The 22,622-nt window shown below is 67.1% G+C and carries 18 protein-coding genes and 1 tRNA gene; 7 read left to right on the forward strand and 12 right to left on the reverse strand.

Annotated elements, in window-relative coordinates; all coding sequences use genetic code 11:
• Nucleotides 1-188: 188 nt before the first annotated feature.
• The gene (locus AC07S4_RS01310) at nucleotides 189-626 is read right to left on the reverse strand and encodes a GNAT family N-acetyltransferase (RefSeq protein WP_494984881.1); all 438 of its coding nucleotides are present in this window, start codon (nucleotides 624-626) and stop codon (nucleotides 189-191) included.
• A gap of 65 nt (nucleotides 627-691) precedes the next feature.
• The gene (locus AC07S4_RS01315) at nucleotides 692-3,025 is read right to left on the reverse strand and encodes an FdhF/YdeP family oxidoreductase (protein ID WP_494985589.1); all 2,334 of its coding nucleotides are present in this window, start codon (nucleotides 3,023-3,025) and stop codon (nucleotides 692-694) included.
• 152 nt (nucleotides 3,026-3,177) lie between these two features.
• Between AC07S4_RS01315 and AC07S4_RS01320 the strand changes: the two genes are divergently transcribed.
• Entirely contained in the window at nucleotides 3,178-4,596 is a 1,419-nt protein-coding gene (locus tag AC07S4_RS01320; RefSeq protein ID WP_494985590.1) for an aminotransferase-like domain-containing protein, read from the forward strand.
• A gap of 3 nt (nucleotides 4,597-4,599) precedes the next feature.
• On the opposite strand, the gene moaA is transcribed toward AC07S4_RS01320, so the two are convergent.
• On the reverse strand, nucleotides 4,600-5,646 hold the full coding sequence (gene moaA, locus AC07S4_RS01325) for a GTP 3',8-cyclase MoaA (protein ID WP_494984882.1): 1,047 nt from the start codon (nucleotides 5,644-5,646) through the stop codon (nucleotides 4,600-4,602).
• A gap of 197 nt (nucleotides 5,647-5,843) precedes the next feature.
• Between moaA and AC07S4_RS01330 the strand changes: the two genes are divergently transcribed.
• The 3 genes from AC07S4_RS01330 to AC07S4_RS01340 all read left to right on the forward strand — a co-directional run bounded on the left by AC07S4_RS01330 (nucleotide 5,844) and on the right by AC07S4_RS01340 (nucleotide 9,382).
• On the forward strand, nucleotides 5,844-7,508 hold the full coding sequence (locus AC07S4_RS01330) for a methyl-accepting chemotaxis protein (RefSeq protein ID WP_494984883.1): 1,665 nt from the start codon (nucleotides 5,844-5,846) through the stop codon (nucleotides 7,506-7,508).
• On the forward strand, nucleotides 7,496-8,746 hold the full coding sequence (locus tag AC07S4_RS01335) for an EAL domain-containing protein (protein WP_494984884.1): 1,251 nt from the start codon (nucleotides 7,496-7,498) through the stop codon (nucleotides 8,744-8,746). The genes AC07S4_RS01330 and AC07S4_RS01335 overlap by 13 nt, the downstream gene beginning before the upstream one ends.
• 66 nt (nucleotides 8,747-8,812) lie before the next feature.
• Nucleotides 8,813-9,382: a hypothetical protein gene (locus AC07S4_RS01340; RefSeq protein ID WP_494984885.1), complete on the forward strand. Its 570-nt coding sequence runs from the start codon at nucleotides 8,813-8,815 to the stop codon at nucleotides 9,380-9,382.
• 145 nt (nucleotides 9,383-9,527) lie between these two features.
• On the opposite strand, the gene AC07S4_RS01345 is transcribed toward AC07S4_RS01340, so the two are convergent.
• From AC07S4_RS01345 to fdnG, 7 genes are all read right to left on the reverse strand, one after another.
• Nucleotides 9,528-9,623, reverse strand: a tRNA-Sec gene (locus AC07S4_RS01345).
• Nucleotides 9,602-11,548, reverse strand: coding sequence for a selenocysteine-specific translation elongation factor (selB, locus tag AC07S4_RS01350; protein WP_494984886.1), 1,947 nt, complete (start codon nucleotides 11,546-11,548; stop codon nucleotides 9,602-9,604). The genes AC07S4_RS01345 and selB overlap by 22 nt, the downstream gene beginning before the upstream one ends.
• Nucleotides 11,545-12,993: an L-seryl-tRNA(Sec) selenium transferase gene (selA, locus tag AC07S4_RS01355; RefSeq protein WP_494984887.1), complete on the reverse strand. Its 1,449-nt coding sequence runs from the start codon at nucleotides 12,991-12,993 to the stop codon at nucleotides 11,545-11,547. Before selA ends, selB begins: the two co-directional genes overlap by 4 nt.
• A complete protein-coding gene (gene fdhE / locus AC07S4_RS01360; protein ID WP_494984888.1) occupies nucleotides 12,990-13,961 on the reverse strand; it encodes a formate dehydrogenase accessory protein FdhE in 972 nt (323 codons plus the stop codon). The genes selA and fdhE overlap by 4 nt, the downstream gene beginning before the upstream one ends.
• A 66-nt stretch (nucleotides 13,962-14,027) precedes the next feature.
• A complete protein-coding gene (locus AC07S4_RS01365) occupies nucleotides 14,028-14,672 on the reverse strand; it encodes a formate dehydrogenase subunit gamma (RefSeq protein ID WP_161070691.1) in 645 nt (214 codons plus the stop codon).
• Nucleotides 14,659-15,552: a formate dehydrogenase subunit beta gene (gene fdxH / locus AC07S4_RS01370; protein WP_494984889.1), complete on the reverse strand. Its 894-nt coding sequence runs from the start codon at nucleotides 15,550-15,552 to the stop codon at nucleotides 14,659-14,661. Before fdxH ends, AC07S4_RS01365 begins: the two co-directional genes overlap by 14 nt.
• A gap of 10 nt (nucleotides 15,553-15,562) precedes the next feature.
• Entirely contained in the window at nucleotides 15,563-18,634 is a 3,072-nt protein-coding gene (gene fdnG, locus AC07S4_RS01375; RefSeq protein WP_494984890.1) for a formate dehydrogenase-N subunit alpha, read from the reverse strand.
• A 253-nt stretch (nucleotides 18,635-18,887) separates the two neighbouring features.
• On the opposite strand from fdnG, the gene fdhD reads away from it, so the two are divergent.
• Nucleotides 18,888-19,709, forward strand: a complete 822-nt coding sequence (gene fdhD / locus AC07S4_RS01380) for a formate dehydrogenase accessory sulfurtransferase FdhD (RefSeq protein ID WP_494984891.1) — start codon at nucleotides 18,888-18,890, stop codon at nucleotides 19,707-19,709.
• A gap of 1 nt (nucleotide 19,710) precedes the next feature.
• Here the strand turns inward: fdhD and pdxR are convergent, their stop codons facing one another.
• A complete protein-coding gene (gene pdxR, locus AC07S4_RS01385) occupies nucleotides 19,711-21,153 on the reverse strand; it encodes a MocR-like pyridoxine biosynthesis transcription factor PdxR (RefSeq protein ID WP_494984892.1) in 1,443 nt (480 codons plus the stop codon).
• A gap of 144 nt (nucleotides 21,154-21,297) precedes the next feature.
• Between pdxR and AC07S4_RS01390 the strand changes: the two genes are divergently transcribed.
• Entirely contained in the window at nucleotides 21,298-21,738 is a 441-nt protein-coding gene (locus AC07S4_RS01390; protein WP_161070696.1) for a carboxymuconolactone decarboxylase family protein, read from the forward strand.
• 12 nt (nucleotides 21,739-21,750) lie between these two features.
• A complete protein-coding gene (locus AC07S4_RS01395; protein ID WP_494984893.1) occupies nucleotides 21,751-22,203 on the forward strand; it encodes a cupin domain-containing protein in 453 nt (150 codons plus the stop codon).
• On the opposite strand, the gene AC07S4_RS01400 is transcribed toward AC07S4_RS01395, so the two are convergent.
• Nucleotides 22,189-22,563 (reverse strand): hypothetical protein, encoded by a 375-nt coding sequence (locus AC07S4_RS01400; RefSeq protein WP_494984894.1) that lies wholly within the window; start codon nucleotides 22,561-22,563, stop codon nucleotides 22,189-22,191. The genes AC07S4_RS01395 and AC07S4_RS01400 overlap by 15 nt on opposite strands.
• Nucleotides 22,564-22,622: the final 59 nt, after the last annotated feature.

The following is a 22,622-nucleotide window of genomic DNA, read 5'->3' on the forward strand; positions in this document are numbered from 1 at the left end:
GCGCGGTTCATTCAATTCGCCGACGCTGAAAGGCGACGCTCTCATGCTGATAAAGACGGAATCTGCAAGCGGCCTAGCGTATTGGGCCGGTACACGATATGGTATCAACAGGGGCGACTAATGTTGCGGAAACGGACTCTCGTTCCGTGAATGCTTGTAAAAGAGCGAGTCTCGCAGCGGCATTACGCTTACAGGCGAGTCATCTGGCAATAGCTGACGTCCACGCCGTCGTATTGCCTGGTGCTCTCTGTTCCTTCAACAAATCCAAACCGCTCATAAAAAGCTATTGCTGGCGTGTTCGATTTGGCGACGTTCAGCGATAGCGGTCCGCGTTCTTGTGCCAGCACGGCCATCAGTAGCGTGCTGCCTACCCCGCGCCCCCTGGAGGTCGAGTGCACAAACAGGGCGCGTAACTGGCCGGGCACGCTGGCGGAGAAGCCTAGAATTTCTCCGTCTTCGCATACCTTGACGTTGGACTCCTTGAACGCGGCCAGGATTGCCGGATCGTCCAAGAGCGGCGTCAGGCGGAACGGCTGCGGTTCAAATTTCAATTCATCGAGCTTCGCGTTCGCATACACATTAGCGACGCCATCAAAGTCACGTTCTTCAAAGTCGCGTACTAGCATCTGATCTCCTGGGTTGCGCAGCACCTCCGCCAAGGGCGGCGGCCAAGGTAGTATAAGTGGTAACGTCATAGCGCGCCGGAAGCCGGACGGGCGCTGACGCCGGCCGGGTGCAGCAGCACAGGGATGGATTTGGAGGTGGGCGTTCCTGCGCCTGTCGCCACGCTGGACAGCGGCACCAGCGGATTGGTCTCCGGGTAGTAGGCGCCCACGCAGCCGCGCGGGATGTCGTATTCCACCAGCAGGAAGCCGTCGGCGCGGCGCTCCACGCCGTCGTCCCATACGCTGGTGATGTCCACCATGCCGCCGGCCTGCAGGCCTAGCATGCGCAGGTCTTCGTGGTTGATGAAGACCACGCGGCGCAGGCCGAACACGCCGCGATAGCGGTCGTCCAGGCCGTAGATGGTGGTGTTGTACTGGTCGTGCGAGCGCATGGTCATCATGGTCAGCAGGCGTTCGCCGTGCTGCTTGCGGGCGCGGTGCAGGGGCGTGTCGCGCTCGATGGCGTTGACCAGGAATTGTGCCTTGGCGCCGGGCGTGTCCCACTCGCGTTCGCGCGAGGCCACTTTCAAGTGGAAGCCGCCGGGCTTGGCCACGCGGGCGTTGTAGTTGTGGAAGCCGTCGAAGACTTTTTCAATGTCGTCGCGGATCAGGGCGTAGCTGGCGGCGCGCGCCAGCCAGTCCACGGTGCCGCTGCCCAGCGTGGCGTGCGCCATGCGCGCCACGATGGACACTTCGGACAGCAGCGCCGGCGAGGCGGGCTGGTTGATGCCGTAGGAGATATGCACCATGCTCATTGAATCTTCCACGGTGACGCCTTGCGCAACGCCGTTTTGCAGGTCGGTCTCGGTGCGGCCCAGTGTGGGCAGGATCAGCGCGTCGTGGCCGTGCACCAGGTGGCTGCGATTGAGCTTGGTGGCCATGTGTACGGTGAGCGCGCACTGGCGCAGGCCTTGCCAGGTGAGCGGCGTGTCCGGCGTGGCCATGGCGAAGTTGCCGCCCAGGCCGATGAACACTTTGACGCGGCCGGCCCGCATGGCGTCTATGGTGGCCACCACGTCGTAGCCGTGGCGGCGCGGCGGTTCAAAGCCGAACACGTGCTGCAGGCGGTCCAGGAATGCCGGCGTGGGCTGCTCGTCTATGCCCACGGTGCGGTCGCCCTGCACATTGGAGTGGCCGCGCACCGGGCACAGGCCGGCGCCGGGGCGGCCTATATTCCCGCGCATCATCATGAGGTTGGACAGCATCTGTATCGCCGCCACGGAGTTGCGGTGCTGGGTCAGGCCCATGCCCCAGCAGGCGATCACGCGCTCGCTGCGGACGTATACATTGGTCAGGCGTTCGATCTGCTCGCGCGCCACGCCGGATTCTTCCAGCAGCAGGGGCCAGCTCTCGGCGCGCAGGTCGCGCGCGAAGGCGCCGAAGCCCTGCGTGTGGGCGTCGATGAAGGCGCTGTCCAGCACGCGCGGTCCGCCGGTGGCGGCGGCTTTTTCGTCCAGCTCGAGCACGCGCTTGGCCACGGCCTTGATCAGCGCGAAGTCGCCGCCCAGGCGCGGCTGCACGAACAGGGAACTGATGCGGGTGCTGGAGTTGAGCAGCATTTCGCCCGGGCTTTGCGGGTCCTGGAAGCGTTCCAGGCCGCGTTCCTTGAGCGGGTTGATGGAGACGATGGCGGCGCCGCGCTTGGCGCAGGCGTGCAGCTCGCCCATCATGCGCGGGTGGTTGGTGGCCGGGTTCTGGCCGAAGATCAGGATGGCGTCCGCCAGTTCAAAGTCGTCCAGCGTGACCGTGCCTTTGCCCACGCCCACCGTGTGGGGCAGGCCTCGGCTGGTGGCCTCGTGGCACATGTTCGAACAGTCGGGGAAGTTGTTGGTGCCGTACATGCGGGCAAACAGCTGGTACAGAAAGGCCGCTTCGTTGCTGGCCCGGCCGGAGGTGTAGAACGCTGCCTGGTCTGGATCATCCAGCGCCTGCAAGTGCGTGGCGATGAGGGCGAAGGCCTGGTCCCATGGGATGGGCACGTACTTGCCGGAGGCGCGGTCGTACATCATGGGGTCGGTCAGGCGGCCGTGCTGTTCCAGTTCGTAGTCCGATTGCTGGAGCAGTTCTTCCACCGTGTGGCGGGCGAAGAAGTCCGGCCGCACGCGTTTGCTGGTGGCTTCGGCGGCGACGGCCTTCACGCCGTTCTCGCAGAATTCGAAGGTGGACGCGTGGTTGCGGTCCGGCCAGGCGCAGCCGGGGCAGTCGAATCCGTCCGGCTGGTTCTGCGCCAGCAGCGTCGCCAGCTTGCCGGCGCCCACGCGCTCGCGGTACAGATTGAGCGCCACGTATTTGAGCGCGCCCCAGCCGCCGGCCGGGTTGGTGTATGGCGCCACGCGGCCCGCGCCGTCCTTGTTTTCCATGCCGAGTTGTTTCACTTGATGCTCCTCTTGTTGCGAGCCTCCAGTGTCGCCGCAAGGGCGGCCGGGCAGGGTGTACAGAAGCGCAGAGGCAACTGGGGTACAGTGCTGAGAGGGGGGCATGCGGGGCCATGCGCTGCGCTATACTGCGCAGCATGAACCTTTACGAAACCCTCGCTGCCGATATTGAAGGCCAGGTCGCGCGCGGCGTGCTGCTGGAAGGGGACAAGCTGCCTTCGGTGCGGCAGACCAGCCAGCACCGTGGCCTGAGCATCAGCACCGTGCTGCGCGCCTACTCGCTCCTGGAGAGCAAGGGCATTATCGAAAGCCGTCCGCAGTCGGGCTATTTTGTGCGCATCCGGCAGAACAGCATGCCGCGCCCGGCGCCGCTGGCGCCCAGCGCGCCGCTGGAGCTGTCGTCGGAAGTGGACGTGAGCCGCCTGGTGCTGTCCACGCTGCGCACCATACGCGCCCACGGCGCCGTGCCGCTGGGTTCACCGTATCCGGACCCGGCGCCGTTCCCCTGGCCGCGCATCAACCAGTACGCCAACGCCATTGCGCGCCGCTCGCAGCACTGGAGCGTGATGGACGACCTGCCGCCCGGGAATCCGCAGCTGATGCGCCAGATTGCGCGCCGCCATCTGGAGAACGGGCTGCCGGTGGACCCGTCCGAAATCATCATCACCGTCGGCGCCACCGAGGCGATCAACCTGTGCTTGCAGGCTGCGGCCAAGCCGGGCGACACGGTGGCGGTGGAGTCGCCCACTTTCTACGCCATGCTGCACGCGATAGAGCGCATGGGCATGCGGGCGCTGGAGATACCGACCGACCCGCGCGAGGGCATCAGCATCGAAGCGCTGCGGTCCATCCTGTCGCAGCAGCGCATTGCGGCCTGCATGGTCATGCCTAACTTCCAGAATCCGCTGGGCTTCCAGATGCCGGACGCGCGCAAGCGGGAGCTGGTGGAGCTGCTGGCCAGCTACGATATTCCCGCCATCGAGAACGATGTGTACCACGAGCTGTATTACGGCGACAGCCATCCCACCTCGCTCAAGACTTACGATACCCGGGGCCTGGTGCTGCACTGCTCCTCGTTCTCCAAGAGCCTGACGGCCAACTACCGCATAGGCTGGGCGCTGCCGGGCCGCTACACGGCGCAGGTGGAGAAGCTGAAGTTCCTGAACACGCTCACCACGCCCACGCTGCCGCAGATGGCGATTGCGGACTATCTGCAGAACGACGGCTACGATCGCCACTTGCGCAAGGTGCGCAAGGGCTATGAGCAGCGCGCGCGCATGATGGCCGCTGCGGTGCTGCGCTTCTTCCCGGCGGGCACCCGCGTGTCCGAGCCGCAGGGCGGCTATGTGCTGTGGGTGGAATTGCCGCAGGGCGTGGATGCGATGAAGCTGTATGCGCTGGCGCTGGAACGCAAGATCACCATCGGGCCGGGGCATATGTTCTCGGCGCGCGGCAGCTATACCAACTACATCCGCCTGAACTACAGCTATCCGTGGTCGAAGGAAATCGAGGATGCGCTGCGCATGCTGGGGCGCCTGGCGGGGCAGCTTGCCTAAGCCTTATCCGCCCACCAGCGACATGCGCACCACCTTGTGCGCGTGCGTGCGCCCGGAGGCGGGGGCGGTGCCGCGCAGCTCTGAGTAGCGGTCGCTGCGGGCTTCCCACAAGGCGCGCACGCGGGAGGCCAGCTGCGCCTCCTGGCCTTCGCCCAGCCAGGGCCGCAGGTCCGCGCCCTGCTGCGAGAACAGGCACAGATACAGTTTGCCGTCCGCCGCCACGCGCGCGCGCACGCAGTCGCCGCAGAAGGGGTGGGACATGCTGGAGATGAAGCCTATGCTGCCAGCGCCATCGGCATGGCGCCAGATGTCGGCCGTGCCGTGGCCGCGCGCTGCGCCGTCCTGCTCCAGCGGGTAGTGCTGCTGCACGATGGCGCGCATGGCGTCCGCGCCGAGCACCTGGCCCGCGCTCCAGCGGCTGGCGCCGCCCACGTCCATGTATTCGATAAAGCGCAGCTGCACGCCGCTGTCGCGGAAGTGGTGCACCAGCGGCAGGATCTGGCTGTCGTTCACACCGCGTTCTATCACCGTGTTGACCTTCACCGGCGCCAGCCCCACGCGCTGCGCCGCCGCTATGCCTTCCAGCACCCGCGCCACCGGAAAATCGACGCCGTTCATGCGCCCGGCGAGCTTGTCGTCCAGGCTGTCCAGGCTCACGGTGATGCGGCTCAGGCCCGCATCCTTCAGCGACTGCGCCCTGGCGGCCAGCAGCGAGCCGTTGGTGGTGAGCGCGATATCGAGCGGCCGGCCGTCCAGCGTGCGCATGGCCGCCAGCGTTTCTATCAAGCGGGGCAGGTCTTTGCGCAGCAGCGGCTCGCCGCCGGTGATGCGCAGCTTCTCCACGCCCAGCTCCACAAAAGTGCGCGCCAGGCGGGCCAGCTCATCGAACGACAGGCGCTCGGAGGAGGGCATGAACGGGAAGTCCGGCCCGTAGCTTTCCTTGGGCATGCAGTAGGGGCAGCGGAAATTGCACTGGTCGATGACGGACAGGCGCAAGTCCCTCAGCGGGCGGCCACGGGTGTCTCGGAGGTCGGTCGGGTGCGTAGTCATGGAGCCAGCATAACGCGCGGGCGGGGCGGGAAAGAGTACAGTCCGGGCCTGGTCGCAGGGGTACAGTTTGCGGCCGGCGCCGCGCTTGCCGGGGATGTGGCTGTACTCCTTCGGCGGCGGCGGTCCTGTACTCCTTGCGGCATGCCTTGCGCGGCTATCCTGCGGCCATATTGTTCGCCATCCAAAGGAGATCCGCAATGAACACATCCCGCTTCAAGGTAGCCACCTTGCTCATGGCAGGCTTCGCCACGGTCTGCGTCTTCCTGGCTGCAACCATCGTGCTGGGCCTGCGGGAGCAGGCCAAACTGAACGCCATCGCGGCCAGCATGGCGGGGGACCGCTGGCCCAAGATAGAACTGGCCACCAATATCCGCCTGCGCGTGACCGACATCGCGGTGGCGCTGCGCAACGTGATGCTGAGCAGCGACGAGGCCGTGCGGCGCGCACAGATCGACGGGATCGCCAAGGCCGGCAGGGAGATCGACGCCGACGCGGCGGAACTGGACCGCCGCGTGGCCACTGAAGGCGGGCGCGCCGTGCTCAAGCGCGTGGTGGCGGCTGTGCGGGCCTATGAAGCCGGCCAGCGGCAGCTTGTGGCGCTGGTGCAGGCCGGGCACGAGGCCGAGGCGCGCGCCTATCTGGCTGCGGAAGTCATGCCGATGCTGCAGGCCTGCCGCGAGGCGATGGCCGCCATGGTGGGCAACGAGGTGGCGCTGATGGACGCGTCGCGCGAGGAAGCGGAGCAGGCCTACGCCGCCACGCGCCTGAAGATGCTGGCGCTGGGCGCGCTGGCCTTGCTGTGTTCCGCAGGCGTGGCCACGCTTATCATCAACCGGCTGCGGCGCGAGCTGGGCGGAGAGCCGGGCCAGGCGGCGCAGGTTGCGGCCCGCATCGCCGAGGGGGACCTGACGGGCGCCATCGCGCTGCGCAGCGGCGACAAGCACAGCATGATGTATGAGATGGAGCATATGCGCGAGCACCTTGGCCTGCTGGTGGGGCATGTGCGGCGCGATGCTGAGCAGATTGCGTCCGCGTCGGCACAGATCGCGGCGGGGAATCTGGACCTGTCGGCGCGCACCGAGGCGCAAGCCGCCAGCCTGGAGGAAACCGCCGCCGCCATGGAGCAGTTGAGCGCCACCGTGGAGCAGAACAGCGCCAACGCCGACGCGGCAAACCAGCTGGCGCGGCAGGCGTCCGCTGCGGCGGAGCGCGGCGGGCAGGCGGTGGCCGCCGTGACCGCGCGCATGCAGGACATTGCCGCTTCGGCCAGGGAGATGGCCGACATCATCGGCCTGATCGACGGCATCGCTTTCCAGACCAATATCCTGTCGCTCAACGCGGCTGTGGAAGCGGCGCGCGCCGGGGATGCGGGGCGCGGCTTTGCCGTCGTGGCCACCGAGGTGCGCCAGCTGGCGCAGCGCTCGGCGGCCGCCGCGCACCAGATCGGCCAGCTGATCGCCGCCGCCACGGGCCAGGCCAGCGCCGGCGCGGCGCTGGTGGAACAGACCGGGGACGCGATGCGCGACATTATCGACAGCGTGGCGCGGGTGGAGGGCATCATGGCGCAGATCCGGCATGCGGGCGCCGAGCAGCACAGCGGCATTGTTGCGTGCAGCCGCGCAGTGGTGGAGATGGACCAGGGCACGCAGCAGAATGCGGCGCTGGTGGAGGAAGTCGCGGCGGCGGCCAGTTCCCTGCAAGGCCAGTCCAGCCAGCTCGCGCAGGCCGTAAGCCGCTTCCGCATCGATGCCGCCGATGCCGCCGCGCGCGCTCCGGCGCTTCCCGCCCGCCTGCCTGCCCGGCCTGCGCGGGCTGCCGCTGGCCGCGCGGGCGTGATGGAGGCCGCAATATGGAAACCATGAGACAGGCGCCGCTGCGCACCGTCGTCATCGTCGGCGACGCAAAGGAGAGGGGGGCCGTGCTGGCCGCCTGCCGCCATCTTGGCCTCGCGCTGGATGGCTGCACCGGCTCAGGGCTGGCCGGCATGGCCCTGATCGAAACGCTGGCCGCACCGCCGGACCTGGCCATCGTAGACCTCCGCGTGACCGACATGGACGGCGCGGACCTGATACGCTCGCTGTCCATGCTGGACGCCGAGATCGGCCTGGTGCTCTGCGGCGCCGACTGCCCGCGCCTGCAGGACACCGCGCTGGTGCTGGCCGCAGCCCTCGGCATGCGCGCCTGCGCTGCGGTGGCCGGCCCGGTGTCGGCGGCGGTGCTGTCCGCCGCCGTGGCCGAGTGCATGGCAAGCCGTGGCCGCGCCGGCGAGGTGGCCAAGCCCTTTCAGGTGCCCGACGCCATCGACATCCGGTCCGGCCTGCTGCGCGACGAGTTCGAGCTGTACTACCAGCCCAAGGTGGCGCTGGCCGACTGCAAGCCGCGCGGCGTGGAAGCGCTGCTGCGCTGGCGCCACCCGCGCCACGGCCTGCTGGCCCCGGCCAGCTTCCTGCCGCAAGCCGAAGCGGCCGGCCTGATCGACCTGCTCACCATCAAGGTGCTGCGCATGGCGCTGGACGATAGCGCGGCGCTGCGGGCGGCGGGGCATATGCTGCCGGTTGCCGTCAACCTGTCGCCCCGGGCGCTGGCCAATCCCGACCTGGCGGGCCATGTGGCGGACGCGGTGCGCCGCTCCGGCGTGCCGCCGCAGGCCGTCATGTTCGAAGTCACCGAGCATACGGAGATCGCAGACCTGGGCGCCGCCTTGCGCGTGCTGCTCAAGCTGCGGCTGCGCGGGCATCCGCTGTCGCTGGACGATTATGGCGCGGGCCACGCCTCCATACTGCAGCTTTCGCGCATTCCCTTTGGCGAGATGAAGCTGGACCGTCGCCTGGTGCACCAGGCCTGGAAACGGCCGCACCTGGAGCCGCTGCTGCGGCAAGCCATCGAATCGGCGCGGCAGCTTGGCATGACGTCGGTGGCCGAGGGCATAGAAACGCCCGCCGATTGGGACTTGCTGCGCAAGCTGGGCTGCGATCAGGCGCAGGGCTATCTGATCGCGCGGCCCATGCCAGCCGCGAACCTGCCGGGGTGGCTGCGGCAGGCGGCGTCCGCGCCGCCGGTCAAATGTGAGACAGACTCCGCGCCGTGTGACAATGCGTGACTATTTTCCAAGAGCAAACGGGTACACTTCCGGCGGTCGACAACATCGCGCGCACGGGAGTCTGGTTTGGGTATCGATTTTTTGTTCGGCATACTGACGTATCCTCTGACCCTGCTGCTGTGGCTTGCGCTGATCATCGGCTGCTCGTATGGTGTCTACCATCACCGCAACGCCGCCGCCTTCGTGCCGCCACGGCGGCTGCTGGCAGGCTACGCGGGCGCGGTGCTGGCGTGCGTGCTGTGCACCGCTGCGTCGGCCTATGTCACGCCGGAGGAAGCGGCGCAGCTCTGGCAGGTGCCACCGGATAAATACTGGGCGGCGATACGGCAGGAGTTTGTGTACACGCTGGCGCCAGCCATCATGTTCAGCACGGCCGGCATTGCGCTGGTTGGCGTGCCGGTGCTGCTGCGGCTGGCGCGCGCGGGACGGAGGACGGTTGGATGGGCCTTGCTGGCGTCGCTGGCCATCTCGCTGCCGTTTTCGCTGCTGCTCTGCGCGGGCCAGCTCGGATCGGACAATGGCGCCGCGAATGCGCTCGGTGCCATTGCCACCATCACCGGCGCCCATTTGCTGATGACCTTATTTTTCTGCGTGGGCGCCGGCTTGCCGTGGACGCACAGCGGACATCGGGCCTGAATATATCGTGCCGGGCAAGGACGGCAAACTGTACGCGGGCCTGGCGAACGGCGTCATCATGCATATGCAGCCGGACGGCACCGCGCAGGGCATGCTGGCGCACACCGGCGGCAGGCCACTGGGCATGGCTTTCGATGCGGACGGGTGGCGGAAGGCAGAAAGAGTCGAACTTACAGAGGAGCGGCTAACGCCCCTCACCGGGTTTGAAGCCCGGCCCCGTCACCGGACGGGAATGCCTTCCTTGGTTTCATACGTCCAGCTTGCGGAGGGGCGCACCAGATGGCTGTTGCGCACGCGCCGAGTATAGCCGACGCGATCGAAAAATTCCAACAACTGCACGGCGCGCTTGCGTCCCAGGCCTGTGGCGTCGCGCAGGGTGGCTGCCTGCGCGTCCGGCAGGGTGGCGATGATGCGGGCCAGTTCGGCCAGCGGCGCGGGGTGGTAGAACAGGTCCGGCACGACTTGGCTGATGCTGCCCGCGCGCGCCAGTTTGCGCAGCAGGCGGCGTACTTCGTCCTCTGGCACGGCCAGCGTGGCGCCCAGGTCGCGCACCCAGGGCGGGTCGTAGCGGCCGGCCAGCAGCTCGGGCAGCAGGCGTTCCGCCAGCGCTTGTTCGGCGGGGCTCAGTTCCACGCTGTGGCCGGGCAGGTGCAGCACATTGCCCTTGCGGGCCAGGCGGCCTTGCACGACCAGGGCTGCTAACGCGTGGCTCCACAGGGGATTGTCGCTGTCCGGACTGGCGATGCGTTTCAGGCGCCAGAGATCGGGACCGGCTTCGTCCGGGTTGCGGGCGTGGAAATCGGCCAGGGCGGCCAGGGCTTGCTGCTGCAGCTGTTCCAGCGCGCCGGCGGCGATCAGCAGTTCATCGCCGCCGGGCAGGGGAATGCGATGCACACCGCCGGGCAGGTCAAGGCGGCCGGGCGGCAGCTGGGACAGGCGCACCAGTGTACTCAGCGCCAGGCCATGTGGGCTGCACGCCAGCAGCGCGGAGATGCCGTTGTCGGCACTGCTTTTACGGCCGTCCCGGCTCTCGGCGAAGGCATGCAGCGCGTCCAGCCAGGCCAGGCGCGCGGGGCTGCGGCGCTTGCGGGCGGCGCCGAAGGGATCGAGCACCATGCCGCCGCCTATGGTTTGCGTGGCCTGCGCGTTGCGCAGCACGAAGCGGTCGCCGGGGACGGCGTGCAGCTCCTGCTCGAACACCAGCTGAACGCGCGCGCTTTGGCCGGGATGCACAGCGTCCGCGTCCAGCGGCACCACGTTGGCGGTGCGGTGCGCCGCACCCAGGTGGACGTGGACCGGCGACCAGGCCTTGAGCGCCGCGCCGCCGCCGGGCAGCAGCGTCAGCTCCACGTCGATGCGGCTGGAGCAGGCGGCCAGCTCGGGAGCGACTATCCAGCTGCCGCGCTCTATGTCTTCGCGTGCGGCGCCCGCCAGCTTGAGCGCAAGGCGCTGGCCCGCCCGGCCTTCGCTGGCGGCGCGGTTCTGTGCATGGATGCCGCGTACCCGGACTTGCTGCCCGCCGGGCGCAAGTGCCAGCGTGTCGCCCACGGCCACGCTGCCTGCCAGCGCGGTGCCGGTGACGACGGTGCCCTGGCCGGCCAGCGTGAACACGCGGTCCACGCCCAGGCGGAACAGGCGCTGTTCGTCGCGTATGGGCAGGGCGCGTGCGGCGGCGGCAAGGTGGAGCAGCAGCGCTGACACGCCCGCGTCGCCGGATACGGTGGCGGCGGTGGGGAAGATGGGGCAGCCGGCGAAGGCGGTTGCCTCCAGCAGGCGCGCGATCTCGGTTTCCAGCTGCTGCAGGCGTTCCGGCGCAACGCGGTCCGCCTTGTTCAGCGCCACGGCGCCGCGCCGCACGCCCAGCAGGCGCAGGATGGCGAGGTGCTCCAGCGTCTGCGGCATGATGCCGTCGTCGGCCGCGATGACCAGCAGCGCGAAGTCGATGCCGGTAATGCCCGCCGCCATGGTGCGGATGAATTTCTCGTGCCCGGGCACGTCGATCACGCCGAGTATGCTGCCGTCTTCCAGCGGCGCGTAGGCGTAGCCCAGCTCTATCGAAATGCCGCGTTCCTTTTCTTCCTTCAGGCGGTCCGTGTCCACGCCGGTGAGCGCGCGCGTGAGCGCGGTCTTGCCGTGGTCGATATGGCCTGCGGTGCCGACGATCATGCCGAAGCCAGATCCTTCAGCTGGGCTGCGAACAGTTCCAGCTGGGCGTCTTCCAGGCAGCGCAGGTCCAGCCAGAGCGTGTCGCTGGCGATGCGGCCTATGACGGGGCGGGGCAGGGCGCGCAGGCGCTTTTCCAGCGTGCCGAGCGGGTCGCCGTGCGTCTGGCGGGCGGCGCGGACCGCCAGGCCGTGGCTGGGCAATTGGTCCACCGGCAGCGCGCCGCTGCCGATCTGGCTCAGCATCGGTTCGGCAGCAACCGAATAGGCGTCGCCCAGCGTTTGCTGCAGCAGCGGCTGCAGCGTGGCGGCGAGGGCGCGCATGGCGGCGGCGGGGCGCGTGAGCAGGCGCAGGGTGGTCAGGCGTTCGGGCAGCAGGTCCGGCGCGCGGTACAGGGCGAGCACCGGCTCCAGCGCGGCCAGCGTGAGTTTGCCCACGCGCAGGGCGCGCTTGAGCGGATTGCGCTTGATGGCGGCGATCAGGTCCGCGCGTCCGGCGATGATGCCGCATTGCGGGCCGCCGAGCAGCTTGTCGCCGCTGAAGGTGACGAGGTCTGCGCCGGCGGCGATGGTTTCGCGCACGGTGGTCTCATGCGGCAGGCCGTATTGTTCCAGGTCCACCAGGGTGCCGCTGCCCAGGTCCACGGCCAGGGGGATGTTGTTGCGGCGGGCCAGCGGGGCCAGGTCCGGCAGCTCGACGGCTTTGGTGAAGCCGGTGATGGCGTAATTGCTGCAGTGGACCTTCATCAGCAGTGCGGTATTGGCGGCGATGGCGTTGCCGTAGTCGGCCAAGTGGGTGCGGTTGGTGCTGCCCACTTCGCGCAGCGTGGCGCCGGCGCGGGTCATGATGTCCGGAATGCGGAAGGCGCCGCCGATTTCCACCAGTTCGCCGCGCGAGACAATGACTTCTCGGCCCATCGCCAGCGTGTTAAGCAGCAGCAGGACGGCGGCGGCGTTGTTGTTGACCACCGTGGCGGCTTCGGCGCCGGTCAGTTCGCGCAGCAGTTCTTCCACCAGGTTGTCGCGGTCGCCGCGCTTGCCGGTGTCGATGTCCCATTCCAGGTTCATGGGCCAGCGCAGCGCTTCGGCCACCGCTTGCACCGCGCTGTCGGGCAGCAGGGCGCGGCCAAGGTTGGTGTGCAGTACCGTGCCGGTGAGGTTGAAGACGGGGCGCAGCGCGGAGCGGTTGGTGCGCTCGAGGCGGTCCGCCAGGCGGGCAATCACGGCTGCGATACCGGCTGCGTTGCCGGCAGCAGAACCGCCGGTGGAAGCAGCGGCGTCCGGATCGCCCAGCGAGCAGGCGCGCAGTTCCGCGAGCAGGGCGCGCAGGGTGGCGGTGGTCTGTTCGCGGCCGTATTGTGCGATGAGCGGCTGGCAGGCGGCGTCCGTCAGCACGCGGTGCACCGCGGGCAGCTGCACGGCGCGTGGCGGACGGATGGCGGCGCTCATTCGGAACCCAGCCACAGCAAGGGATTGACGCTGCCGCGCGCGTAGCCGGCATCCGTCACCAGCACGTCGAGCGCCAGGCTGGCCAGGTCGTCCGCCAGCGGCTCCACCATGAAGTCATGTTCCTGGTTGAAGATTTTCCGGTAGCTGTGGCAGTCGTCGCAGGTTTCCGCGCGGGCCACGCGGGACGGGTCCTGGGCTTTGCTGGCAGATGCGTCCTCCGGCTGGTCCAGGCTTTGGTAGGCGATGCGGGCGTTCTTTTCGCAGCAGCTGCATTTCACCCGCACCATATGCCATTCGCTGGCGCAGATGCCGCAGTGCAGATAGCGGTAGCCTTGCGCCTGTCCGCCAATGCGGATCACGCTCGCCACCGGATGCGAGCCGCACACGGGGCACAAGGCGTTGGTGACCGGCGGCTGGACGCGGCTGGCATCGAGCTGGCTGGCGTGCGAGGTCCACCGCACTTGCAGGGCGGCGGCCACGAAGGGTGCGTGCAGCGGGTTGATGCCTTCGCCGAATTCGGCCAGCACGGCGTCCGCGCAGCCTTCCAGTTCGGCTTCGGACAAGGCGCGCAGGCCTTGCAGCACGGCGGACAATTGGGGCTGGCCGGAGGTGTCCAGCGCGTCGAGCAGCGCCAGGTAGACGGTGCGCCAGCCGGCGGGGCGCGGGCCGGAGACCGGCAGCGGCGGCATGTTGTGTGCCAGGGCGGTCTCGATGGCGTCGTGGGAGGGCAGCGGCGGAATGGCGGCGGGGGCGACTTTGGCCTGCGCGTCCGCCAGGGCGGCCATCAGCAGCAGGTAGCCGTGCAGGGATTCCGGAGGCGGTATGCCGGGGACGCCGCCGGCGGCAAGCTGGCGCAGCCGGGCGGCGCGGGCTGGAAACAAGACGCCCGGCTGCGGCAGCACCAGGCGCGGAATGGTGTTGTGGTCCAGCGATTCAATCTCGCCGGGGGACAGAAGGCGTTGTACCAAGTAAGTCCTCTCGTCTGCGGTTGGCGGGTTACGCACTGCGTGCTCACCCGCCAGCCCATTCTAAACCTAGTCGCGCTGCTTGCGCGCCATTTCTTCGAACCAGCGCCGGTGGTGCTTGCGCGCCCATCCGTAGGTGACGGTGCCGCGCACCATGGCGCCCACCGAGCCCTTGACCCAGAAGCCCGCATACACATGCACCACGATCGCCACAATAATAACGAAGGCGCAGAAAGAGTGGAGCAGCGCTGCGAAGCGCACCAGGTCTATGGGGAAGTAGAACGCAAAGTAGGCGCGCCAGATCACGATGCCGGACAGGATCAGCCCCACCATGCAGGCAATGAGCACGAAGAACAGCACCTTCTGGCCCGCGTTGTAGCGCCCCACGGGAGGCACTTTGTCCTCGCGCAGGCTGATCACGTCGGTGGCGCCTTTCAGCCACTCCTTGTCGCCCGGCTCGAAGCGGTTGTGGTGCCAGAAGCGCGCCACCAGCAGGCCGAACGACACCGCCATCACCACCCCGATAAACGGATGCAGGATGCGCGTCCACTGCCCGCCGCCCAGGAACACGGCCATCCACGCCGTGGCCGGATGGAACATGGCCAGCCCGGACACGGCCAGCAGCACGAAGCAGATCGCCGTCACCCAATGGTTGCTGCGTTCATTCGCGTTATAGCGCTCGATGAGCGGATTGCCGTCCTTATCGCGTTTCATTTAGCGCCTCCGCTTCCTCGTCCTTGCTCACTTCATTCGGCCCCACGCGGCTGTAGTGGAACCAGCCGGCCAGCGCCGTGACGGCGATGCCGGCCAGCGCGAGCGGCTTGGTCAGCCCCTTCCACAGTCCCACCATGGGGCTGATGGACGGATTGGCGGGCAGGTTGTGGTACAGGCCGGGACGGTCCGCATGGTGCAGCACATACATCACGTGCGTGCCGCCCACGCCTGCCGGGTCGTACAGGCCCGCCTGCGCAAAGCCGCGCGACTTCAGATCCTCGATGCGCTCCTCGGCGTGGATCTTCATGTCCTCCTTGGTGCCGAACACGATGGCGCCGGTGGGGCAGGTTTTCACGCAGGCCGGTTCCTGGCCCACCGCCACCCGGTCCGAGCACAGGGTGCACTTGTAGGCGCGGCTGTCCTGCTTCGAGATGCGCGGCACGTCGAACGGGCAGCCCGCCACGCAGTAGCCGCAGCCGATGCAGTTCTCCTGGTGGAAGTCCACGATGCCGTTCGCGTACTGGACGATGGCGCCCGGCGCCGGGCAGGCTTTCAGGCAGCCCGGGTCTTCGCAGTGCATGCAGCCGTCCTTGCGGATCAGCCATTCCAGGTTGCCGTCCTTTTCCTCATGCTCGGTAAAGCGCATGACGGTCCAGGACTGCGGCGTGAGGTCGCGCGGATTGTCGTACTCGCCGTTGGTGTCGCCCACGTCGTCGCGCAGGTCGTTCCACTCCATGCAGGCGGTCTGGCAAGCCTTGCAGCCTATGCATTTCGATACGTCGATCAGTTTGGCCACGGTGCCGGTTGCGGGGCTACGCGCCGCAGGCGGCTGCACCGTGGTGGCCGACATGCGCTTGATATCGAGTGATTGCAGTGCCATGTCGGTTCTCCTAAGCTTTCTCGACCTTCACCAGGAAGGACTTGTACTCCGGCGTTTGGGTGTTCGCGTCCCCCACCGACGGCGTGAGTGTGTTGATCAGATAGCCGGGCCGGGTTACGCCCTTGAAGCCGAAGTGCAGCGGCAGGCCGACCGTGTGGACTTTCTTGCCCTCGATGGTGAGCGCCTTGATGCGCTTGGTGACCACGGCCTTGGCGAAGATCTGCCCGCGCTTGGACGACACCTTCACCTTGCCGCCATTGGGCACGCCGATTTCCTTCGCCAGGTCCTCGCCGATTTCCACGAACTGCTCTGGCTGGATAATGGCGTTCAGGCGCGCGTGCTTGGTCCAGAAGTGGAAGTGCTCGGTGAGCCGGTAGCTGGTGGCCACGTGCGGGAAATCTTCGTGCTTGCCCAGCTTGGCCCTGTCGTCCTTGAACATGCGCACAGCGGGATTGCTGGTGGCGCGCGGGTTCTTCGGATGCAGCGGGTTGTAGCCGAGAGGATTTTCCATCGGCTCGTAGTGCTCGGGGAAGGGGCCTTCGCCCATGCCGGCCCGCGCAAAGAAGCGCGCCACGCCTTCTGCCAGCATGATGAACGGTCCCATACCGTTCTCGGGCGGCTCGTCCAGTTTGAAGTCCGGTACGTCCGCGCCGCCCCAGGTGGCGCCGTTCCAGGCCACCAGCTTGCGGGTTGGGTCGAAGGGTTTGCCCTTGGTGTCGGCCGAGGCACGGTTGTACAGCACGCGGCGGTTGGCCGGCCAGGCCCAGGCCCAGTTCAGCGTCTGGCCTATGCCGGTCGGGTCGCTATTGTCGCGCCGTCCCATCTGGTTGCCGGCCTGGGTCCAGCAGCCGGCGAAGATCCAGCAGCCGCAGGAGGTGGAGCCGTCGTCGCGCAGCTGCGCGAAGCCGCCCAGCTGCTCGCCTTTCTTCACCAGCACCTTGGTGGCGTCTTTCGGATCGGTCACCTCAGCCAGCGCCTTGCCGTTGTACTCCATCGCCAGTTCCTCCGGCGTGGGGCTGAACGGCTTCGCATACGGCCAGGTCAGGTTGACGATAGGGTCGGGGAATTTGCCGCCCTCCGTCTGGTACATTTTGCGCATGCGCAGGAAGATTCCCGACATGATTTCCAGGTCGCTGCGCGTTTGCCACGGCGGTTCCGCCCCTTGCCAGTGCCACTGCAGCACGCGCGAAGAGCTGACCAGCGAGCCGCGCTCCTCGGCGAAGCAGGTGGTGGGCAGGCGGAACACCTCGGTCTGGATCTGCGCCGGATCGGCCTTGTGGAAGTCGCCGTGCGGCTTCCAGAATTCGGCCGTCTCCACCGCCAGCGGGTCCATCACCACCAGGAACTTCAGCTTGGACAGCGCCTCCGTCACCTTCTGCTTGTCCGGCGCGGATGCCAGCACATTGAAGCCCTGGCAGATGTAGCCGTTCATTTTCCCTTGATGCATGAGCTCAAAGGCTTGCATCAGGTCGTAAGGCTTGTCCAGCTTGGGCAGGTAGTCATAAGCCCAGTTGTTTTCCGCCGTGGCCGCCGCGCCCCACCAGGCCTTCATCAGGCTCACGTGGAACTTGCGGTAGTTGCTCCAGTAGCTGAGCTGATTCGGCCGCAGCGGCTTGAGTGCGCGCGCGTTGATGTAGCCTTCCAGTTCCTGTTCCGGCTCGTTCGGCAAGGTCATATAGCCGGGCAGCAGATTGGTCATCAGCCCCAGGTCGGTCAGGCCCTGGATGTTGGAGTGTCCGCGCAGCGCGTTCATGCCGCCGCCCGCGATGCCGATATTGCCAAGCAGGAGCTGCATCATGGCGCCCAGGCGCAGCGTCTGCGCGCCGGTGGAATGCTGGGTCCAGCCCAGCGCGTACAGGATGGTGCCCGCGCGCCCCGGTACGGCGGTGGATGCCAGCATCTCCGCCACTTTCTGGAACTTGTCCTTGGGGACGCCGCACACGCGCTCCACCAGGTCCGGCGTGTAGCGCGAGTAGTGCTTCTTCATCAGCTGGTAGACGCAGCGCGGGTGTTCCAGCGTGGGATCGACCTTGGCGTAGCCGTCCTCGCCTTTTTCATAGTCCCAGCTGGACTTGTCCGCGTACTTGCCGGTGGCCTCGTCGTAGCCCGAATACAGGCCGTCGTTCAGCGCGAAGTCCTCGCGCACGATAAAGGGCATGTCGGTGTAGTTCGTCACGTACTCGCGCTGGATCTTGTCTGTCGTGAGCAGGTAGTTGATGACGGCGCCCAGGAACACGATGTCCGTGCCGGTGCGGGTGGCCACGTAGTAGTCGGCCACTGAAGCGGTGCGGGTAAAGCGCGGATCGACCACGATCAGCTGCGCCTTGCGGTGCGCCTTGGCCTCGGTCACCCACTTGAAACCGCAAGGGTGGGCCTCGGCTGCGTTGCCGCCCATGACCAGGATTACATCAGCATTGCGGATATCGACCCAGTGATTCGTCATCGCTCCACGGCCAAACGTCGGGGCAAGACCTGCCACCGTCGGACCATGTCATACACGCGCCTGGTTATCGAATGCCAGCATGCCGAGACTGCGCATGGTTTTGTGGGTCAGGTAGCCGACCTCGTTGCTGGAGGCCGAAGCGGCCAGCATGCCGGTCGAGAGCCAGCGGTTGACGGTTTTGCCGTCCGCGGTTTTCTCGATGAAGTTGGCGTCGCGGTCCTGCTTCATCAGCTTGGCGATGCGGTCCAGCGCATCGTCCCAGGACAGCTGCTTCCATTCCGATGAGCCGGGCGCGCGGTATTCCGGCACCTTGAGGCGGTTCGGGCTCTGGATAAAGTCGATCAGGCTGGCGCCCTTTGGGCACAGCGTGCCGCGGTTGACCGGGTGGTCGGCGTCGCCCTCGATGTGGATGATGCGCGCCGCCGCGTTCTTCGCGCCGTCGCCCAGTCCGTACATCAGGATGCCGCAGCCCACCGAGCAGTAGGGACAGGTGTTGCGGGTTTCCGTGGTGCGCAGCAGCTTGTACTGCCGTACTTCGGCGAGCGCCGTGGTGGGGGCAAACCCGAGCGCTGCAATGCTCGACGTTGCCAGGGTGGCGCCAGTAACCCGTAGGAACTGCCGCCGCGACATCTGGTGCATAGCTGCCTCCATCATCGTCCTGTAGATCGGACCAGTGTAGCACCATGACAAAAATAAAGTGTTTGCGGAATTGTATCTGCGATGTATCTGTTGCTTTTGTGGCATTGAGGATGCTTCGCGGACACCGTAGGGCGAGTTGGGAGGCGCCCGCTGAGGTAACCTGCCACGCTCCGCCGAAAAGTGCGCAGTGGCGGGTTACGAAAGCCTTCGGCTCTCTAACCCGCCCTACGGAATTTCTGTGGCATGATGAGGTATGAGCGCTACTCTGGACCCCGAATTGCCGACATCTTCCCGCCACAGCGTGCGACGGATTGCGCGCGGCGAGCGGCTGGATGGCTTGGACGACTTGGCCGAGGAAGTGCCGGTGGCGCTGGAGTACAACGGCATCTCGCACGCGGTGATGATGGCCACGCCCGCCGATCTGGAAGACTTCGCGCTGGGCTTTTCGCTGTCCGAAGGGATACTGAACGACGCGGCCGAGTGCTATGGCATCGACATCGAACAGGCCTGCGAGGGCGTGACCGTGAAGCTGGAAGTGTCTGCGCGCGCCTTCGCACAGCTCAAGGAGCGGCGGCGCAGCATGAGCGGGCGCACCGGCTGCGGCCTTTGCGGCGTGGACAGCCTGGATCAGGTCTACCGCACTTTGCCCGCGCTGGCGCCTGGCCAGGTGCTGACGGCGGCCGGCATTCGGGCTGCGCTGGAAGCGCTGGGCGGCGCGCAGCCGCTGGCGCGCTTGACCGGCGCTACCCATGCCGCCGCCTGGTGCGCCCCGAACGGCGAACCGCAGGCCGTGTTCGAGGACGTGGGCCGCCACAACGCGCTCGATAAGCTGATCGGCATGATGGCCCGCCGCCGCGTGGACCCGTCCACCGGCTTTGCGCTCATCACCAGCCGCGCCAGCGTGGAAATGGTGCAGAAGGCGGCCATGGCGCGCATGTCCGCGCTGGTGGCGATATCGGCGCCTACCGCCGCCGCCGTGCGGCTGGCCGAGGAATGCGGCCTGACCCTGGTGGCCTTCGCGCGCGGCGCCAACTTCGTCTGCTACGCCCATCCCACGGACGCACTGTTCGGCTGAGCTATGCCATCTCAATGAGTATGTCCCGCAGCCTGGTGAGGGCGGGTTCGATGTCCAGCGTGTCAATGGCGCCGTAGCCGAGGAACAGCCCGTGCTGCGGCGGTTCGCTGGCGTAGAAGTTGGCCAGCGAGTAGATGCCCACGTCGGCGCGGCGCGCGAGGCGCAGCAGCAGGTTTATGTCCACCGCACCTTTGCACAACGCCGCCAGGTGAAAGCCCGCCTCGGCCGGCACCAGCTCGAACCACGGCGCCAGCAAAGCGGCGAACAGCGTTTGCAGCCGCTCGCGGCGCATGGCGTAGATGTCGTGGCAGCGGCGGATGTGCTTTTGCAGGTAGCCGTCTGCGATGAACTTGGCCAGCGCGTGCTGGTTCATGGTATTGGTGTGCCAGTCCGTCAGGTGCTTGACCGTCAGGACGGCGTTGAGCAGGGGCTGCGGCAGGATCAGGTAGCCCAGCCTGAGCTCGGGCAGCATGACCTTCGAGAACGTGCCGACGAAAACCACGATGTCCTGCGTATCCATGCTTTGCAGCGAGTCCGTGGGGCGGCCTTCGTAGCGGAATTCGCTGTCGTAGTCGTCTTCGATAATGATGGCCCCGATGGCGTGCGCGCGGGCCAGCAAGGCACGGCGGCGGGCCACGCTCATCGGCATGCCGAGCGGGAACTGGTGCGCGGGCGTGACGTAGATCAGGCGCGTGCCGTCCGGTATGCGGTCCACCATGATGCCTTCGTCATCCAGTGGTATGCCCACCACCTGCGCGCCCTGGCTGGCGAACAGGCCGCGCGCGGCCGGATAGCCGGGATCCTCAACCGCCACCACGCAACCCGGTTCCAGCAGCACGCGGCCCAGCAAATCCAGTCCCTGCTGGGCGCCATTGGTCACCACCACGTTTGCAGGCGTGCAGACCACCCCGCGCGCAAAGGCGATGTGGCGGGCGATGGCCTCGCGCAGTACCGGCAGGCCTTCTGCTTCCGAATAGCGTCCGCGCAGCGCCGGGTCCTGGCGCAGGGCGTGGGTGACGCAGCGGCGCCATTCGTCCAAGGGAAAGTGGCCGGGCGTGGCGCAGCCGCCGATGAATTCGTAGCGCGAGCGGCCTTCCGGCAGCGGATGCCGCAGCGGCGTGGCCATGCTGTCCCATTTGCGCACGATGTCCGCACTGGCCAGGCCGGAATGGGCGGCGGGGGCGAGGCTGCCACGGCGCGGCGCGGCGGGCGCCTGCACAAAGCTGCCCGCGCCCACGCGGCCCACCACCAGTTGGTCCAGCGTGAGGCGGCTATAGGCTTCGGACACGGTCTTGCGCGACAGCCCAAGCTGCTCGGCCAGCAGGCGGGAAGGGGGCAGCTGCTGGCCGTCCGCCAGGCGCCCGCTGCGGATGGCGTCCGACAGTTGGCGGTAGACCTGCCCGGCCAGGTCCTTGCGGCCTTCAATAACGATGTGGAGTTCCATGGTTTGCAAGGCTGCCCGGATTCCCGCCGCTTGGCAAGGGATTGGACTCTTGGCCTGCGCAATTTCCCCGGAATTGGCATCCTTCACAGGGACTTTGGCCTCCTACAATGGCTTCACTAACCCACACATTGAAGGAGCAGCAAAATGAACGCACGCATCGATTTCTACACCGCCAACCCGGACGCAATGAAAGCCATGATCGCCCTGGAAGTGGCGGTCGGCAAACTGGGCCTGGAGCCATCGCTGGTTGAACTGATCAAGCTGCGCTCGTCGCAGATCAACGGCTGCGCCTTCTGCGTGGACATGCACACCAGCGACATGCGCAAGGCCGGCGAGACCGAGCGCCGCCTGAGCGGCCTGGTGGTGTGGCAGGAGACCCCGTTCTTCACCGCCCGCGAACGCGCCGCGCTGGCCTGGACCGAAGCGCTCACCCGCATCGCCGACACGCACGCGCCGGACGCGGTTTATGCCGAACTGGCGGAGCACTTCAACGCCTCCGAAATGGTGGCGGTGACGCTGGCGATCAACGCCATCAATGGCTGGAACCGCCTGGCGATCGGCTTCCGCAAGATGCCGGCACTGTAAGGGAGCGCCGCCATGCTACGCAAAACCCTGATCGTGGCGGCGGCAGCCGTCGCCGCGCTGTCCCTGACGCTGGGCGCCAGCGCCCACGAAGGGCACGACGCGCAGGACGCCGCCACCGGCAAGGAAGCCCGCGCCATCCTGCAGCGCCTGCCGCTGCCGGACGCCGTCGGCAAACACGGCGTGCTGCTGACGGTGACGTATGCGCCGGGCCAGGCTTCCATCCCGCACCGCCATCCGGGCTCGGTGTTCGCTTATGTGCTGGAGGGCGAGGTCGTGTCGCAACTGGCCGACGGCAAGCCCGTGACCTACAAGGCGGGCGACTCCTGGTACGAAACGCCGCTGATCGTGCACGCAGTGTCGCGCAACGCCAGCGCTACCAAGCCGGCCAAGCTGCTGGTCTACATGATGCTGGGGGAGGGCGATCCGCCGACCGTCCCGGTGGAGACGGCGTCATTCCCGCGTTAGTTTCATCTTGACCGACTGGTCGATGGTGCCCTCAAGGTGGGTGGCATCGATCCGTTTCACTTGCACCTGGTTGTCCTGGCAGCCGTTGATGACTTTAGAACCGTTTATATCGAAAGCCAAACTGTCGGCGGAAGCCGTTCGTACCGTGATCGGAGTGGGACGGCCCAGGCAGGGATTGTTTCTGCTGGTGGCGTTGCTGGCCCAGATCCCGCCCTGGCCCTGGACGGTCAGCGTCCCGGCGACGGCATAGCCATTTGCGCTGGTGAACTCAAAATGCCATTTGCCCTCGAAGGACGTCGGCTCCTGTGCGAAGACTGCGGCGGAGATCAGCGTACCAATCAGCAAGAATTTGTGTTTCATCACAACTCCCCTTGGTGTAGTTAGCCTGCTCAATGTGCACCCAATGCCACTCCCATGCT

It is taken from the genome of Pseudoduganella sp. GW821-FHT05F09 (assembly GCF_059419605.1).

Bases quoted from the DNA above. Each gene is read 5' to 3' on its own strand.
- AC07S4_RS01310 (WP_494984881.1), bottom strand. From the start codon at position 626: ATGCTAGTACGCGACTTTGAAGAACGTGACTTTGATGGCGTCGCTAAT.
- AC07S4_RS01315 (WP_494985589.1), bottom strand. From the start codon at position 3,025: ATGGAAAACAAGGACGGCGCGGGCCGCGTGGCGCCATACACCAACCCG.
- AC07S4_RS01320 (WP_494985590.1), top strand. From the start codon at position 3,178: ATGAACCTTTACGAAACCCTCGCTGCCGATATTGAAGGCCAGGTCGCG.
- moaA (WP_494984882.1), bottom strand. From the start codon at position 5,646: ATGACTACGCACCCGACCGACCTCCGAGACACCCGTGGCCGCCCGCTG.
- AC07S4_RS01330 (WP_494984883.1), top strand. From the start codon at position 5,844: ATGAACACATCCCGCTTCAAGGTAGCCACCTTGCTCATGGCAGGCTTC.
- AC07S4_RS01335 (WP_494984884.1), top strand. From the start codon at position 7,496: ATGGAAACCATGAGACAGGCGCCGCTGCGCACCGTCGTCATCGTCGGC.
- selB (WP_494984886.1), bottom strand. From the start codon at position 11,548: ATGATCGTCGGCACCGCAGGCCATATCGACCACGGCAAGACCGCGCTC.
- selA (WP_494984887.1), bottom strand. From the start codon at position 12,993: ATGAGCGCCGCCATCCGTCCGCCACGCGCCGTGCAGCTGCCCGCGGTG.
- AC07S4_RS01365 (WP_161070691.1), bottom strand. From the start codon at position 14,672: ATGAAACGCGATAAGGACGGCAATCCGCTCATCGAGCGCTATAACGCG.
- fdxH (WP_494984889.1), bottom strand. From the start codon at position 15,552: ATGGCACTGCAATCACTCGATATCAAGCGCATGTCGGCCACCACGGTG.
- fdhD (WP_494984891.1), top strand. From the start codon at position 18,888: ATGAGCGCTACTCTGGACCCCGAATTGCCGACATCTTCCCGCCACAGC.
- pdxR (WP_494984892.1), bottom strand. From the start codon at position 21,153: ATGGAACTCCACATCGTTATTGAAGGCCGCAAGGACCTGGCCGGGCAG.
- AC07S4_RS01390 (WP_161070696.1), top strand. From the start codon at position 21,298: ATGAACGCACGCATCGATTTCTACACCGCCAACCCGGACGCAATGAAA.
- AC07S4_RS01395 (WP_494984893.1), top strand. From the start codon at position 21,751: ATGCTACGCAAAACCCTGATCGTGGCGGCGGCAGCCGTCGCCGCGCTG.
- AC07S4_RS01400 (WP_494984894.1), bottom strand. From the start codon at position 22,563: ATGAAACACAAATTCTTGCTGATTGGTACGCTGATCTCCGCCGCAGTC.